The organism is Catenulispora sp. GAS73 (assembly GCF_041262085.1).
Classification (GTDB): Bacteria; Actinomycetota; Actinomycetes; order Streptomycetales; family Catenulisporaceae; genus Catenulispora.
This window is the reverse complement of record NZ_JBGCCM010000030.1, coordinates 137,405-151,650: the sequence shown is the minus strand read 5'-3', so window position 1 is coordinate 151,650 and position 14,246 is coordinate 137,405. Positions and strand designations below refer to the sequence as shown.

Genomic DNA, 14,246 nt, shown 5'->3' with positions numbered 1-14,246 from the left:
ACCCCTCCCCCCCCCCCCCACACCCCCCCCCCCCCCCCCGGGGGGGGGGGGGGCGGGGGGGCCCCCCCCCCCCCCCACACCCCTCACCTGTCAGGTCCTGCCTGCTCCCGGCCGTCCCGGCGGTCGTGCCACCGGCCTACTTGTACCGCGAAGAACTGTCGTGCCACTCCAGACATCCGCCCATCCACGCCCGCGCCCCGAGCACGAACCGCTGCAGCTCGGGAGAGGGCACCGCCGCCAGCGCCGCGCGGCTGGCCTCGAAGCCGCGGACGATGTCGTTGTGCAGCGCCACCACCTCCTCGGTGGCCTCGGCGATGGAGATGTCCCGCTCGGCGGCCAGCAGCAGCACCAGGTTGCAGTCCGGGTCCTCGCCGGCTTCGCGTTCGGCCGAGGCCAGGTCGTTCACCAGCACCGCGGCGGTGCCGGCCTGGGTCAGGGCGCGGTGGAACAGCGGGTTGGCGAACAGCTCCGGTGCGAGTTCGTAGCCGCCGACGATGTCGATGAGGATCATCGAGGTGTAGAAGCTGTCGTGTTGGCGTGCGGCCAGGTAGCGCCACGCCTCCGGGGTCAGGCCCGCGTGCCGCCAGGCGTTGTAGGCGTTCCAGGACACGTACATCTGGTGCGTGGTGTGTCGGACCCGCATCACCTGCGCCGCGGAGGCGTGCCGGGTGACGTGCGCCAGCGCGGAGCGCAGCGACACCAGTACCGGGTCGGACACGACTGCCTCGCGTAGCGGTGCGCTGAACTCCCCGGCCGGTGGCGGCGGGTCCAGCGCCGAGGAAACCAGCGCCAGCCGCCCCGGCAGCGCCTCGGCGACGGCGCCGAGTTCGGTTTCGTCGGCGTAGTAGTCGTCGGAGGCCCACCAGGCGGCGTTCATCTGCGCCGAGACCAGCAGCAGGTCCGGATCGTCGCACTCCGGATGCGCCAGGGTGATCAGTCGGCCGAAGCCGGTCTTGGCGAACTCCTCCAGGTGCCCGGCGTGCAGTCCGATCCGCTCGGCCCAGGCCACCAGACGCGTGTTGACGTCGGTGGCCAGGGCCTCGTCGATCCGGGCGGTGGCCGGGCAGTACAGCGGGGAGTGCGAGCCGTCGCCCCAGGGCCGCAGCGGGATCGGCGCCGGCGCCAGCCGCTCGGGATGCTGCGGCGGACGCAGCAGGCTCTCCGGCCCCGGATCCACGTCGTCCCGGTGCCAGTGCTCCGAGACGCCCTCGGCGCCGGGAACGCCGGGCAGCCCGGTCTCCCACGGCGGCCGAGCCGGCGGCGGCCCGGTCAACGCGGCCAGGCCCGGCAGCACACCGCCGGAGGCCGACGCGGTGTCGGCGGTCAGGGTCATGGCGTAACTCCCCGCGTGTTCGAGAATCGGCGGATCAGACCTGTCGGATGAGAACCCCGCGGATCAGACCTTGTCGGCGGCGATCATCAGGTAGTGGAAGCTGCCCTCCTTGTACGCGGTCAGGAACGCCTCCTCGATCCCGGTGGTCACGTTCGACTGCTGCCGCAGCTCCCAGTACGGGATCGTGGCCGCCGTCAGATCCACCACGCTGATCGGCACCAGCCCGTTGGCGACCATCGCCGCGAAGTACCCCGAGCGCGGGTGGATGTCGCAGATGTAGTGCGCGTTGATCTGGCTCACCGACCGCGACGGCAGCGCCCCGTAGGCGTCGTTGAAGCAGCCGGTGATGGTGACGTACCGGCCGCCCGGCGCCAGCGAGCGCGCGTGCTCGGCGAACAGCGTGTCCAAGTCCACGTACATCGTGGACTCGTTGTTCCAGATCGCCTGGAACGTGCCGTCGCCGAAGCCGTTGTCCAGCATGTTCCGCAGGTGGTAGTTCACCTTCCCGCCCAGGCCCATCTGCTCCGCCCGGTTGTTCGCGAAGTCGACCTGCTTTCCGGAGATCGACAACCCGTCCACCCGGCACCCGAACCGCAGCGCCGCCATCAGCGACGTGCCGCCGCGGCCGGACCCGGCGTCCAGCAGCCGCTGCTCGGCCGTGACCGGCCCCAGCTGGTCCAGCAGGAACTCGGCCTGTGCCGTCTCCAGCCGGTGCATCTCGGCGATGATGCGCCCCTCCCGGTCGTCGGCCGGGGCCTGCAGCACCGACCAGTCGACATCCCCGATGCCGTAGTGGTGGTGGTAGATGCCGTCCACCTCGCCTAAGCGGATGTTCACCGGGTTCTTCTCCCGGTCCCAATAGTCGGCGACAGACTCCTGATAGCGGCTGGTGACAGCGGACTGCGAACCCATGGCGAAACCACCCTTCGTAGAGGCACTGCGAGGTCAGCTACGTCGTAGGGACAAGGACGGATACAGCAGGAAAAGAGCTCAAGGAGCGGCCGGGTGTGGTCGGGTGTGCTCAGGTCACGGCGTGCCAGGTACGGTGCCCGCCGAGCCACGTCCACAGCGCCGACAGGTACCGGCGGGTCGCCGGATCCGCCCCGGCGGCCAGCTGCGAGGAGTGGTGCATGAACGCCCGCATCGCCTCGTCGTGGACCTCGGCGGCGCGACGTCCCGCCGCTCCCGGCCCGAGGCCGTCGGTGTGGGCGATCGCAGCCGTCAGGCCGGTCGGTGACGGCTCGGCGATGTCGTGCAGCAACGCCGCCGCCAACGCCGCCAGCCGCTGCGCACGCCGCAGCTCCGGATCCGCGGCCGCCGCCGGCGAGACCTCGAACCCGTTCACCGCGTCCAGCGCCGCCAACGCCGGGCTGTAGGCGTTGACGTGTCCCAGAGACAGGTACTCCCACGGCGGACGCGGCGCACCCCCGGCCGCCGCCGGCGCCGCGGCCGACAACGACTCGAACTCGCCGCGGACCCGATCCACCTGGTACGGCGAGGACGGCAGGGCACTGAGCCCGGCCAGCGCCGATGTCAGCGCCGGATCCGCGACGCCGGCGCGCGCCGGATCGGGCCGGGACGGCAGCGCCGCGTCCGGCATGTCGCAGCCGTCGTAGACCTCGGCGATGGCGTCGTCCAGGGCTTGGGCCAGCGTCGCCGCCGAGACCTCGGTGAGGTTCTGGGCCGCAGCCTCAGCCGCAGCACTCGCAGCACCCGCCGCGTCTACCGTGTCTGCCGCCCCGGTCGGCGCGCGCCGCAGCAGATCCTCCTCCCGGCCCCCGAGCGCCCCGCCGGCCAGCAGTCTCCCGACCGCCAGCAGCCGCCCCGCGACCGCCAGCCGGCCGGCGTCGTTGGTGTCCGGATGCGCCAGCACCACCAGCCGCCCAAGCCCGGCCGCCGGCCCCGGGGCCAGTCCCACCCCGGCGGCCCACTCGTCGAGGCGCTGCTGCACCGTCGCGGCCAGGGCCGGGTCGTCGCGCACCGCCGGCGGGCAGTACAGCGCCTCGGTCACCCGCGCCGGACGCCCCGCCTGCGACAGCCGTGCCGCCGCCATGCCCAGCCCGGAGGCGGGCACCAGGCCGATCCTCGCCATCGTCCCCGTCACCCCTTCAGCTCCGCGGCGTCGCGACGTCGACGTTCTCCAGGATCCCGATGGCGTCCGGCACCAGCACCGCCACCGAGTAGTACGCCGTGACCAGGTACCGGATGATCGCCATGTCGGTGATCCCCATGAACCGCACGTTCAGGCCCGGCTCGTACTCGTCCGGGATGCCGGTCTGCCGCAGCCCCACCACGCCCTGCTGAGCCTGCCCCAGGCGCATCGCCACGATCGAGGACGTGTGCCCGTTCTCCACGCCGATCTTGCCGCAGGGGAAGATCGGCACCCCGCGCCAGGCCGGCACCGCGTGCCCGTCGACCATCACCGGGTCCGGATACAGGCCCCGTTTGGTGCACTCGCGGCCGAACGCCGCGATCGCCTTGGGGTGTGCCAGGAACATGTGGGTGCTGCGGCGCATCGACAGCAGGTCATCCATGTCGTCCGGCGTCGGCGGCCCGGACCAGGTGCTGATCCGCTGGTCGTAGTCGGTGTTGTGCAGCAGACCGAACTCCCGGTTGTTCAGCAGCTCCCACTCCTGCCGCTCCCGGATCTCCTCGATCGTCAGCCGCAGCTGCTCCTTCACCTGGTCCATCGGGTCGTTGTAGAGGTCGGCGACGCGGGAGTGGACCCGCAGTATCGTCTGCGTGAGCGAGAGCTGGTACTCCCGCGGGGACAGCTCGTAGTCCACGTAGGTGCCGGCGAGTTCGACCTCGCCCTCGTGCCCGGCGGTGATCTCCACGACGGCCTCGCCCTTGGAGTTCACCGCGCGGCCGGTGCGCGCCACGAACTGCTCGATGTGCTCGCGCAGGTAGGCGTTGGTGTCGCGGACCCGGCGGAAGTCGGCCAGCTGCATCGCCATCAGCGTGCCGCCGGTCGCGGCCTTCACCGTGGCGCTCCACAGCGGATCCTCCTGCAGCAGCACCTCGTCCCCGAGATGCGCGCCGTCGGTGAGGACACCCAGCAGCGTCGGCTCCCCGTAGGCGCCGATGGTGCTGCGCTCCACCCGGCCGTGCGCCAGGATGAACACCTCGTCGACGGGATGCCCGGCCTCGGCGATGACGTCGCCGGCGCGGAAGTCCCGGGGCGTGAACAGCCCGGCCAGTTCGGCCAGCAGGCCGTCGTCGGCGAAGCCGCGCATCACCGGGATCTCCCGCAGCGTCTCCGGGACGATGCGGATGTCGTCGGCGCCGCTCTGCACGAACGCCACCCGGCCGCGGCCCACCGACAGGCTCAGCCGCCGGTTCACCCGGTAGGTGCCGCCGGAGACTTCCTCCCACGGCAGCCGGCGCAGCAGCCAGCGGGAGGTGATGCCGCGCATCTGCGGCTGGGATTTGGTCGTGGTGGCCAGATTGCGGGCCGCGGCGGTACTGAGGGACAGCGGAGCATCCGCTGTGGTGGGGGCGTCGTCGGCTTGTTCCTCAGCGGTGCGGTCCGGGGTGATCGTCATCGCCGGGTCCTCCTTGTCCTCGCGCATGCCGGTGCCGGAAGGGCTCCCTTCTGAAGTAAGGCGAACCAAAGCCGGCGCACCAGGCCGCGACGCCGTGGCGGATGGCGCGCGGGGATGGCGCGGATCTGCCCGAACGGATGGGTTTCAGTGAAAATCCCGGGACGCTGACGCGCGGGCTGCGGCGCTCCTGCGGTTTCGCCGGCATTCAGCCACGTCAGGGCGCGCGGGCGGCGCGCGCCGAAGTGCTCCTCGGCGCGCGCCGCCGGGCCGGGGTGAAGCCGCGGTCTGCGACGGTGGCGGGTCCGGGTTCTGCTTCCCGTTAACCCGTCACCGGTGATTCATGCTTGTTCGTCTGCGGCGGGGGTGCCTGTGCCGGCGCCGGGGGCCGTGGGGCCGGCGGCGATCTCCTCGGCGCGCAGCAGCATCTTCTTCAGCAGTGCGCTGACCTGCTCGCGTTCGTCGGCGTCGAGGGCGTTGACGATGTCGGCCTCGACGACGCCCTGCAGCTGCATCCCGGCCATCCACTTGGCGTGGCCGGCCGGCGTGAGCTCGACGTCGACGCGGCGGCGGTCGGCGGTGCCGCGGATGCGGCGCACAAGCCCGGCCTGTTCCAGGACGTCCAGCCGGCCGGTCATGCCGGCGGGGGACAGGAGTAGCTCGGAGGCCAGTTCACCGGCGGTGGCGCGGCGGTCGTCGCGGGCGGCGAGGCGGTGCAGTGTCTGGTACTCGAAGTCCTGCAGGCCGATCTCGTCGTGCATGCGGCGTTTGCTGGTGGCGATGTGTTTGGTGAGGTTCTGGATGCGGGTGATGACCGCCTCGACCGTCTCGTCGTAGGGGGCTTTGCCGCGCCAGCGGGCCAGGTGACGGTCGACGGAGTCCTCCATGGTCGCCAGTATGGGGCGCCCGGGTGGTGCTTAGCCAGCGGAAGTTTCGGCAGGAAGTATTTCGTTGACGAATGATTCGGTGGCGAAATACTGTGGCGGGCATGAGCGCCCCTCACCGCACCCGCCGCACCCGCCGCACCCGCCGCACCCGCCGCACCCGCCGCACTCACCACCAACCGCCGGGCACCGTCGGCATCCGCAGACTCCTGCTCGGCCGCACCGCCGCCGCCCTGGCCACCTCCCTCATCCCCACCACCCTCACCCTGGCCGTCGTCCACGCCGGCACCGCCGCCGGAGCACTGGGGGTGATCCTGGCCTCCGAATTCGTCCCGATGCTGCTCCTGCTGCCCGCCGCCGGCGTCTTCGCCGACCGCTTCCCGGCCCGCCGCGTCATCCTCGCCGCCGACCTCACGCGCGCCGCCGCCCAAGCCGGCATCGGCGCGACACTGCTGGCCGGGGGAGTGGACGTGCCGGTACTCGCCGCGCTCGCGGCCGTCACCGGCGCGGCGGTCGCGTTCGGGACACCGGCGGTGCGGACACTGGTGTCGGCGACGTTCAGCGGAGCACAGCGGCAGCGGCTCAACGCACGGATGTCGGTGTGGCAGGGGCTGGCGCAGTTCGCAGGACCCGGCGTCGCGGGCACCCTGATGCTCGGGATCGGAGCCGGGTGGTCCTCGCTGCTCACAGCGGCGCTGTTCATCGGGTCCGCACTGACGCTCGGCGGACTCGGCGGGCTCGGCGTCCCGGGACGGCGTGGTCGCGCTGACGCTGTCGCCGCGTCCCCCTCCGTATCCGCCGACGAAAACCCCCGGCGCGCGCCGTTCCTGCAGGACCTGCGCGCCGGCTGGACAGAGACCCGCCGCCACCCCTGGTTCGTCGCCAACGTCCTGGGTCACGGCATCTGGAACATGACCGCCGGCGTCCTGCTCACCCTCGGACCGGTCATCGCCTTCCGCCACCTCGGCGGCGGCACCGCCTGGGTCATCACCCTGCAATCCGGCACCGCCGGCATGCTCGCCGGCGTCTGGACCGCGGGACGGCTGCGGCTGAAGCGTCCCCTCATCGGCGTCGCGCTGGGGGCGTCGGCGTACGCACTGCCGCTGGCGGCGCTCGCCGCCACCGCACCCCTGCCACTGCTGCTCGCCGCCTACACCGCCGGCATGTTCGGCCTGGGCATCCTGGACCCGCTGTGGGAAACCACCATCCAGCAGCGCATCCCACCGCAGGCCCTGGGCCGCGTCGGCTCCTTCGACAGCCTCATCTCCTTCGCCGCACGCCCCCTCGGCCTGGCCCTCGCCGCCCCGATCGCCACCGCCGTCGGCATGACCCTGCCCCTGGCCACCGCCGCGGTCCTGGTCGGCGGCGCCAACCTCGCCGTGCTGCTGATCCCCGCCGTCCGGGAGCACCCCGAACCGGCTGCTGCCCCCGAGGCGCTGGTCACGGCAGGAGTCTGAGGTGATCGACCACGGCTGGCTCGCCAGCCCGCCCCCGCCGACCTGTCAGAGCCCGGATGCAGAATCAGCGCAGCCACCCGCCGAACCGCCGAACCCGGAGATCCCTGTGCCGATCACCAACAACGCTATGGCCGACTACGCGTTCCTGGCCGAACTGTACGAGGACGACTACTTCCCGGACCACGTCGTCGACAAGGGCAAAGCGGTCCTGATCCGGCTGTGCGAACGCCTGGAAGCCGACCGCCCCGCCGACCTGGACGCGCTCTACGCACTGACCCAGGCCGCAGCGGAGGAGTTCAACGCTCTGGAGCCCGAATTCGAGGCCGCCGGCAGCGAAATCGAGACCGTCGCCCGCGAGGAGATCTGCGGCGACGTGTACAACATCGCCGTCGCCTACGGCTTCGCGAACGCCGACCACGAGAGGCTGACGCATTTGCGGAACTGGTAGCACCGGCGCGCGCCGCCTACGAAATGTCCCAGATGTCGTAGGCATGCATCGCCGGGGGAGTGGCCCCAGCACCAGCCCCGTCCGCCGGCCGTCCCACACCCGGGCAGCCCTCCCGTGCCGCCCGACGGCGATCACCCGCGTATCGTCGGCTTCATGACTCGAGGCTCGATCGGCCTGGACGACGCGCTCCAGGACTACGTCGTGAACCACAGCACCGCGCTCGACGCCGTCCAGCAGGCGCTGGTCGCCCGGACCACCGAGCTCGGCTCGCCATCCGGGATGCAGATCGGCGCCGAGGAAGCGCAACTGCTCACGCTGCTGGTGCGACTCACCAACGCCCGGCACGCCGTGGAGGTGGGCACCTTCACCGGCTTCTCCGCCATCGCCATCGCGCGCGGGCTCGCCCCCGGCGGCCGACTGCTGTGCTGCGACGTCAGCGAGGAATGGACAAGCATCGGACGGGCCGCGTGGAAGGAAGCCGGCATCGAGGACCGGATCGAGCTGCGGCTGGCCCCGGCCGCCGAAACCCTCAAGGCACTGCCGAACGAGGAATACATCGACTTCGCGTTCATCGACGCCGACAAACCGTCCTACTGGACGTACTACAGCGAACTCGTGCCGCGGCTGCGCAGCGGGGGAGTGATCGCCGTGGACAACGTACTGTGGAGCGGCCGCGTCGTCGACGTCGACCCGACAGAGGAGTCCACACGCCTGATGAAGGACTTCAACGACAAGGTGGTCCAGGACGAGCGCGTCGACGTCGTCATGTTGCCCGTCGGCGACGGCGTTTCCCTGATTTACAAGCGGTAGGTGCGGGATCGGTGCATCAGGACGCGTAATCAGCATTACACGACAGGGCTTTGGGGTGGTCCGCGACGTTGTCAGAACCGTTCTGGGCGGTGCGCTGTGATCGACGACTATTCCGGCGCGCGCCAGAACGGCTCTGGCAGAAGTCGGCACCTAGCCGAGTTGCACGGATGCGACCGACCCGACGCATGAATGATCCATTGGCCGGGCGGCGATCCGCGCACAGATGATCTAGAGAGCGAGTTCCTGGAGATCTCCAGCTTTCTCCAGTTCTCCAGGAAGCAACGTGCGTGAAGACCGCACCCCGAAACGGCCCCAGCACCCCCTCTCAACCCCCTCCCACGATTGCCCGATAATGTACATTATGTAAAGTTGGCCACTTCCCCACGAGGCCCTCACACGGGGACCCGGCCCCGCTGCGAGCGGCACAGCCCCTGGCCAGCTTCAGTCAAGTTGTAGCCCACCAGTGAGATCATCGCGGGCATGGCCACTCCTCATCTCGCCCGGGCACAGCTCGAAAGCATCGTGGCCTCATTGCGCGGTCTACGCATCACGAGAGTCGAGTACGCCTTGATGACCGGCGCCGACGAACTCGGCCACGAACCGTTGACCTGGGACTACGACGCATGGCACGAGCCAACCCACGGCTGCCAGCTCACCACCGACGCCGGCGTCTTCACCTTCATTTGGGGCAGCACGTTCGGCTGCTACGGCCTGGAGGTCTTCGATCGGAGCATCGGTGAGTTCATCATCAACATCGGTGAGCCATGGGGCCCCATCGTTTTGCCGGTCGGCGACCATCCCCGCTGGCAGCGCCTACTCGGCCGGGAGATCGTCAACACTGAGCTGGCCTGGGTGGACTGGAGCTCAGGAGCCGCCACTCCCTGCTGGGTCCGCCTCGACCTGGCCGCCGAACAACAGGAAGGCGCGTCGGAGTCCGTTTGGATCGCCGCCGGACGCTGGGATCGCGACCGGTTCCTGTTCGCCACCGACGACGTGACGACCGTCTTCGACCACGGAGAAGCGACCCGCACAGGCATCATGAAATAGCCATCGCACGCTACGCATCTGGCCTACGGTCTTGCCTGGCTTCGGCCCGCTCAGTTGAGCTCCTCACCGCCAGAGGTGGTGAGCGTCACCGAGCGCTCGTATCCCTTGGGGTTCGTTCCGCCCCGACGGGGTTGTGATCGGGATCGGTGCGCAGCACCAGCCAGTAGACGCCGCACGCGGCGAGGCCGAGGACGAGAAGTGACGGGCCGACTGCCTGTGCGCCGACTGCTGCGATGACCAGCCCGACGCCCGCCGGCAACACGGCACCTCCGATCGCAGAGGCTGCGACCTGCAGGCCGATTGTTGTGGCGAGGGCACCAGAGCGAACGCGGTCGCCGGCGGTAAGCGTGAGGAGAGGGAAGAGAGGCGCGGTCGCAAGCCCCAAGAGCATCATCCCGGTCACTGCGACGGGCGCCGGAGCAGGCAGCGCGGTCAGCAGCGCACCCAGCGGCACTGCGGTGATCGCCCCAGCCAAGACCCGGGAGGGGCCGAGCCGTGAGGCCAGCGGACCGAGCAGCATCCGACCGGTGAACATCATCGCCCAGTACGCGGCGACGGCGATACCCGCCGCCGTCTGCGGCAGGCCGCGCCCCGCGGTGAGGAACGCATACCCCCAGACGCCCGCGGTCGATTCGATGCCGTCCTCCGCGGCCATGAACACCACCCCCGCCACCACGGCTCGCGACCAGCGTGGCGGCTGCGCACCAGCAGCGGCTGAGGGCGATGTCTCAGGGGCCGGGCCTGAGGGGGCCGGGCACTCCCACGAATGACGCGTCAACGTGAGAAGAGCTCCCACCCCCGCGATGACACCCGCCATGAGTCCGAGGGCGCCGCGCCAACCGGTGCCGCCAGTCAGCAGCACGGTGACCAGCAACGGCCCGAGGACCGCGCCCAATCCGTAAGCGGCATGCATCCAGGTGATGTTCCGGGCGCTGAAATACCTGGCCGCATACACGTTAAGCGTGGTGTCGATCGTTCCGAAGCCCAGCCCGAAGACCGCCGCGCCGACGGCAACAACCCACAGCGCGGGGGCCAAGGACTCCAGGGCCAATGCGGCGCTGATCGCCATGGTGCCGAGGACCAGAAGCGACCCCGGCGACGTCCGGGCCAGCAGGCGTCCGGTCGCAGCGCTGGACAGGGCCGAAGCAGCGACTCCGGCAGCGAGCACAACCCCGAGCGTCCCCGTGGACCGGTGGAGGGTGACGCGCATCGATGGCCACAACTGTCCCAGGGTGGACCCGGGCAGCGCCGTGCTCAGATAAATAAGACAGCACAGAACAAAGCAAGACACGATCGTGCCCTTCGAGGGATGGTGCCGTGCTTCCGGATCAGCACGCGATGACAGGTCTATGAGTCAGCGCGTGCGTGCTTGCCGGGCACCCCAACTCCTCGGAGGATCTTCACGGCGCCGAGGTTAACGACGAACCGGGCACTGCGCCAGCGCATTTCGGGGATGAACCAACGGATCGGATCGCCAGAGAACGGGCAATCGGGGGCAGATTCAAGGGGACCGCGGACCCGATAATCGCAGCATGCTCATACGCCACCGAAATCCCCGCGCCCCGGTGACTTCCAGACCGCCGCGGGCGTCCTGTCCCCGGCGTCTGATTCGATAGATCAGTGGCCGCCCCCAAACCGTTCACCCCGATCTCCGTTGCCGAAGCCGTCCACCGCTATCGCGACACCCTGCACCTGCGCGTGGCCACCGGGGCGCTGTCCCCGGCCACGCGCGACGCGTACTGCCGGGACCTCACCGAGGCCGCCACGCTGCTCGGTCTGGACAAGGCCCTCGATGACGTCGAAGCCGAAGACATCGAATACGCCCTGGTGCGCATCGCCAACGCCCCGGACCGTCGCTACACCCGCAGCCGGAAGGCCGGGCCCGGCGGTGAGCCGGCGCCGGGGCGCGGCCTGCAGGCCCGGGCGCGCTGGACCGCTGCGGTGCGCGGCCTGTTCGGTTGGGCCGCCGAGCAGGGCTATGTCCGCGCCGACCCGATGCCGAACGTCTCGCGCGTCCGCGTGCCCACCCGCGCCGTCGGCGCGCGGGTGGGCCTGACTGTGGAGCAGGCGCAGGCGTTGCAGGAGACGCCGCAGCTGGCGGCCTCGACGAAGGAGCTGCGGGCCGATCAGCGGCTGACGTTCCGTGACGAGGTGATCCTGCGGCTGCTGACCGAGACCGGGCCGCGGGTGGCGGAGTTGTGCGCGGCGAACCTGGACGACGTTCGCCAGCACGAGCTGACCGGGATGCCGGTGCTGCGGATCCGCAGCGGCAAGGGCGGCCGCAGCCGCGACGTGCCGATGTCGGAGACGCTGGTGGCGCTGCTCGGGGAGTACCAGCAGCACGAGCGCCCCGCTCCCCCGGCCTCCGACCCCGAGCCGGACCGCGCCGATGCGGCGCGCGCCCTGGTGGTCACGATCCGTGGCCGCCGGATGACGGCGCGGGACGTGCAGCGGATGGTGGCGCGCCGGGTGAAGCAGATGCCGGCGGACCTGCGGCGCGCGGTGACGCCGCACGGCCTGCGGCACACCGCGGCCACGGTGCTGCTGCGGCAGGCCGGCGCCGACGTGGGCACGGTCGCGGACATCCTGGGCCACTCCGACGTCGGCACGACCTCGGTGTATCTGGATCCGTCGGCGTCGGCCGCGGCGGAGGCGTTGCAGCGCTCTCCGCTGGCTCAGTGAGTCAGTGAGCGGAGTGAACGCAATGAGCGGGGTGCGCCGTCAGCAGATCGCCTACCGGGTCCACTACCGGACCGGCTACCGGATCGCCGCCCCCGATATCGTCCGCGCGATCACCAGCCGCTGGATCTCGCTCGTCCCCTCGAAGATCGTGTAGATCGCCGAGTCACGGTGCATCCGCTCCACCGGGTACTCCCGCGTGAAGCCGTTGCCGCCGAGGATCTGGATGGCCTCGGCGGTGACCTTCTTGCAGGTCTCGGAGGCGAACAGCTTCGACATGGACCCCTCGGCCGACTCGAAGGTCTTGCCGTTGCGGGCCATCCAGGCCGCGCGCCACACCAGCAGGCGGGAGGCGTCCACGGAGGTCTTCATGTCGGCGAGTTTGAACGCGACGGCCTGGTTCTCCACGATCGGTTTGCCGAACTGCACGCGGGTCTTGGCGTACTCCAGGGAGTACTCGTACGCGGCGCGCGCGATGCCCACGGCCATGGCGCCGACGGCGGGGCGGGAGGCTTCGAACGTCGCCATGGAGGCGTTGCCGCGGCTGGACTTGCCTTCGCGGGCGCGCGCCAGGCGGGCGTCGAGCTTCTCCTTGCCGCCGAGCAGGCAGGCCCCGGGGAGGCGGACGTCGTCCAGGACGACTTCGGCGGTGTGCGAGGCGCGGATGCCGTGCTTCTTGAACTTCTGGCCCTGGGCCATGCCGGGGGTGTTCGGCGGGATGATGAAGGAGGCGTGGCCTCGGGTGCCCAGGGCGGGGTCGACGGTGGCGACGACGACGTGGACGTTGGCGATGCCGCCGTTGGTGGCCCAGGTCTTGGTGCCGTTCAGGACCCACTCGTCCTTGGCCTGGTCGTAGACGGCGCGGGTGCGCATGGCGCCGACGTCGGAGCCGGCGTCGGGCTCGGAGGAGCAGAACGCGCCGAGTTTGACGTCGTCGGGGGTGCCGAACATCTGCGGGACCCATTCGCCGACCTGGTCGGGGGTGCCGTTGGAGACCACGGACACGGCGGCCAGGCCGGTGCCGGACAGGGCCAGGCCGATGCCGGCGTCGCCCCAGAACATCTCCTCCATGGCGATCGGGATACCGAGGCCGGACTCGTCGAACCACTGGTTGGCGTAGAAGTCGAGCGAGTACAGGCCGGCCTTGGCCGCCTCCTGCAGGATCGGCCAGGGCGTCTCCTCCCGCTCGTCCCATTCGGCGGCGGCGGGCCGGATGACGTCGGCGGCGAATCCGTGGATCCAGTCCCGCAGCTCGATCTGGTCCTCGGTCAAATCCAGGGAGAACCCGGTCATCGTCTCGTTCACTGTCCTTCGGGTCTGGAGGGCGCTACCGATGGGTAACCTCGGTCGCCGCTAGTGTGTTACCGGCGGTAACTTCTGTCAAGATGACGACCACACCCGGAGGAAGGGACCCGATGGCGACCGACGCAGACCAGGCACGGGCATCCCGCCGAGGACCCCGCCGCACCAGGGAGTACCTCCTGGACGCGGCCGAGCGCGTGGTGCTGCGCGAGGGCCCGTCGGCGTCGATGAACGCGATCGCGGCCGAGGCCGGCATCTCCAAGCCGATCCTGTACCGGCACTTCGGCGACAAAGCCGGCCTGTACGTCGCCCTGGCCGACCGGCACATCGAGACCCTGCTGGCCCTGCTGCGCGAAGCCCTGACCAGGCCTGCGACCCGGCGCGAACGCACCGAGGCCGCGATCGACGCCTGGCTGCGCCTGGTCGAGGGCAACCCGGCGCTCTACCGGTTCCTGGTACACCGCGGCCAGGCCGAGGAACCAGAGGTCCGCGACCGCGTCGCGATGTTCCAACGCCGGCTCGGCGACGCCCTGGCCATAGGTATCGCCGCCGAGCTCGGACTGCCGGAGGACCAGTGGCCGCGCGCACAAGCCTGGGCCCACGGCATCGTCGGCATGGTGCAGGCCGCCAGCGACTGGTGGCTCGACGAGCAACCCTTCGGTCGCGAAGACCTCACACGGCACCTGGCCGACCTGATCGACGGCGCCTACGCCCACGCCTAGGCAGCCGCGAGCCATACGTAGG

13 protein-coding genes are annotated in these 14,246 nt (G+C 70.6%); 6 read left to right on the top strand and 7 right to left on the bottom strand.

The features are described 5' to 3' along the window. Positions 1-136: 136 nt before the first annotated feature. From ABH935_RS36740 to ABH935_RS36720, 5 genes are all read right to left on the bottom strand, one after another. A complete protein-coding gene (locus ABH935_RS36740; protein ID WP_370382583.1) occupies positions 137-1,333 on the bottom strand; it encodes a family 2 encapsulin nanocompartment cargo protein terpene cyclase in 1,197 nt (398 codons plus the stop codon). Positions 1,334-1,396: 63 nt separating this feature from the next. Then, positions 1,397-2,245 carry a geranyl diphosphate 2-C-methyltransferase gene (locus ABH935_RS36735; protein WP_370382582.1) on the bottom strand — a complete coding sequence of 283 codons (849 nt, stop codon included), beginning with the start codon at positions 2,243-2,245 and terminating at the stop codon, positions 1,397-1,399. Between the two features lie 109 nt (positions 2,246-2,354). After that, on the bottom strand, positions 2,355-3,425 hold the full coding sequence (locus tag ABH935_RS36730; protein WP_370382581.1) for a hypothetical protein: 1,071 nt from the start codon (positions 3,423-3,425) through the stop codon (positions 2,355-2,357). 16 nt (positions 3,426-3,441) lie between these two features. Beyond that, positions 3,442-4,878 (bottom strand): family 2B encapsulin nanocompartment shell protein, encoded by a 1,437-nt coding sequence (locus ABH935_RS36725; RefSeq protein WP_370382580.1) that lies wholly within the window; start codon positions 4,876-4,878, stop codon positions 3,442-3,444. A 338-nt stretch (positions 4,879-5,216) separates the two neighbouring features. Then, positions 5,217-5,762: a MarR family winged helix-turn-helix transcriptional regulator gene (locus ABH935_RS36720; RefSeq protein WP_370382579.1), complete on the bottom strand. Its 546-nt coding sequence runs from the start codon at positions 5,760-5,762 to the stop codon at positions 5,217-5,219. 101 nt (positions 5,763-5,863) lie between these two features. Here ABH935_RS36720 and ABH935_RS36715 point away from each other — a divergent pair, with 101 nt between their 5' ends. The 4 genes from ABH935_RS36715 to ABH935_RS36700 all read left to right on the top strand — a co-directional run bounded on the left by ABH935_RS36715 (position 5,864) and on the right by ABH935_RS36700 (position 9,521). Further along, positions 5,864-7,216 (top strand): MFS transporter, encoded by a 1,353-nt coding sequence (locus ABH935_RS36715; RefSeq protein WP_370382578.1) that lies wholly within the window; start codon positions 5,864-5,866, stop codon positions 7,214-7,216. A gap of 106 nt (positions 7,217-7,322) precedes the next feature. Beyond that, entirely contained in the window at positions 7,323-7,664 is a 342-nt protein-coding gene (locus tag ABH935_RS36710; protein ID WP_370382588.1) for a DUF5713 family protein, read from the top strand. A 153-nt stretch (positions 7,665-7,817) separates the two neighbouring features. Continuing rightward, the gene (locus tag ABH935_RS36705; RefSeq protein ID WP_370382577.1) at positions 7,818-8,474 is read left to right on the top strand and encodes an O-methyltransferase; all 657 of its coding nucleotides are present in this window, start codon (positions 7,818-7,820) and stop codon (positions 8,472-8,474) included. 480 nt (positions 8,475-8,954) lie between these two features. Further along, on the top strand, positions 8,955-9,521 hold the full coding sequence (locus ABH935_RS36700) for a hypothetical protein (RefSeq protein ID WP_370382576.1): 567 nt from the start codon (positions 8,955-8,957) through the stop codon (positions 9,519-9,521). A gap of 85 nt (positions 9,522-9,606) precedes the next feature. On the opposite strand, the gene ABH935_RS36695 is transcribed toward ABH935_RS36700, so the two are convergent. Next, positions 9,607-10,812 (bottom strand): sugar MFS transporter, encoded by a 1,206-nt coding sequence (locus ABH935_RS36695; protein ID WP_370382575.1) that lies wholly within the window; start codon positions 10,810-10,812, stop codon positions 9,607-9,609. A 329-nt stretch (positions 10,813-11,141) separates the two neighbouring features. On the opposite strand from ABH935_RS36695, the gene ABH935_RS36690 reads away from it, so the two are divergent. Then, a complete protein-coding gene (locus tag ABH935_RS36690; RefSeq protein ID WP_370382574.1) occupies positions 11,142-12,203 on the top strand; it encodes a tyrosine-type recombinase/integrase in 1,062 nt (353 codons plus the stop codon). A 75-nt stretch (positions 12,204-12,278) separates the two neighbouring features. Here ABH935_RS36690 and ABH935_RS36685 read toward each other — a convergent pair whose 3' ends face one another. Then, positions 12,279-13,493 (bottom strand): acyl-CoA dehydrogenase family protein, encoded by a 1,215-nt coding sequence (locus tag ABH935_RS36685; protein ID WP_370382573.1) that lies wholly within the window; start codon positions 13,491-13,493, stop codon positions 12,279-12,281. Positions 13,494-13,615: 122 nt separating this feature from the next. On the opposite strand from ABH935_RS36685, the gene ABH935_RS36680 reads away from it, so the two are divergent. Next, the gene (locus ABH935_RS36680) at positions 13,616-14,224 is read left to right on the top strand and encodes a TetR family transcriptional regulator (RefSeq protein ID WP_370382572.1); all 609 of its coding nucleotides are present in this window, start codon (positions 13,616-13,618) and stop codon (positions 14,222-14,224) included. Positions 14,225-14,246: the final 22 nt, after the last annotated feature.

Excerpts from the sequence above, each read along its gene's own strand:
- ABH935_RS36740 (WP_370382583.1), bottom strand. The coding sequence starts at position 1,333 with ATGACCCTGACCGCCGACACCGCGTCGGCCTCCGGCGGTGTGCTGCCG.
- ABH935_RS36735 (WP_370382582.1), bottom strand. The coding sequence starts at position 2,245 with ATGGGTTCGCAGTCCGCTGTCACCAGCCGCTATCAGGAGTCTGTCGCC.
- ABH935_RS36730 (WP_370382581.1), bottom strand. The coding sequence starts at position 3,425 with ATGGCGAGGATCGGCCTGGTGCCCGCCTCCGGGCTGGGCATGGCGGCG.
- ABH935_RS36725 (WP_370382580.1), bottom strand. The coding sequence starts at position 4,878 with ATGACGATCACCCCGGACCGCACCGCTGAGGAACAAGCCGACGACGCC.
- ABH935_RS36720 (WP_370382579.1), bottom strand. The coding sequence starts at position 5,762 with ATGGAGGACTCCGTCGACCGTCACCTGGCCCGCTGGCGCGGCAAAGCC.
- ABH935_RS36715 (WP_370382578.1), top strand. The coding sequence starts at position 5,864 with ATGAGCGCCCCTCACCGCACCCGCCGCACCCGCCGCACCCGCCGCACC.
- ABH935_RS36705 (WP_370382577.1), top strand. The coding sequence starts at position 7,818 with ATGACTCGAGGCTCGATCGGCCTGGACGACGCGCTCCAGGACTACGTC.
- ABH935_RS36700 (WP_370382576.1), top strand. The coding sequence starts at position 8,955 with ATGGCCACTCCTCATCTCGCCCGGGCACAGCTCGAAAGCATCGTGGCC.
- ABH935_RS36685 (WP_370382573.1), bottom strand. The coding sequence starts at position 13,493 with ATGACCGGGTTCTCCCTGGATTTGACCGAGGACCAGATCGAGCTGCGG.
- ABH935_RS36680 (WP_370382572.1), top strand. The coding sequence starts at position 13,616 with ATGGCGACCGACGCAGACCAGGCACGGGCATCCCGCCGAGGACCCCGC.